1 protein-coding gene is annotated in these 534 nt (G+C 68.5%); it reads right to left on the bottom strand.

Translation table 11 applies throughout. The features are described from left to right. Window positions 1-466, bottom strand: a 466-nt coding sequence (locus ACTXGO_RS16150) for a response regulator (RefSeq protein ID WP_443575240.1), incomplete at its 3' end; no start/stop codon positions are given. Window positions 467-534 lie beyond the last annotated feature (68 nt).

Raw genomic sequence — 534 nt, 5'->3', positions numbered from 1 at the left:
CGAAGGAGGCCAAGCTGGTCCGGCCGGCCCATTCGGCACCGATCGGCCGCCGCCGGATCACCGGGACCTGGGCCATGATCCGCAGCTGCGTGCAGATTTCGCCGGCCACCGCCTCGTAGCCGGCATGGGTGGTGGCCACGGGCTTCTCGACCACCGACAGGGCGCCGGCGCGGAGCGCATTCATGGAGATCCGGAGCGAGGAATCCTCCACCGAATCGGCGATCACGACGATCGGGGTCGGCTGCTCGGCCATGATCCGGCGCGTGGTCTCGAGACCGTCGATACCGGGCAGGCGGATATCCATGGAGATCACGTCCGGCCGCACAGCCTGGAGGGTGGCCAGAGCCTCCTCGCCGGAGGGCACCGCGGCCACGAGTTCGAGCCGGGGATCGCGCGACACGATATAGCGCAGCAGCTCGCGCACCACGAGGCTGTCCTCGACGAGCATGACCCGGACGGGCGTCATAGCAGCTGTCCGATCGTGTCGAGCAGCTGGCGCTGGTCGAATTTCTGCTTGGTCAGGTAGGCGTCCGC

This window comes from Psychrobacter sp. T6-1, assembly GCF_052258445.1.
This window is presented reverse-complemented; position numbering and strand designations above follow the sequence as displayed.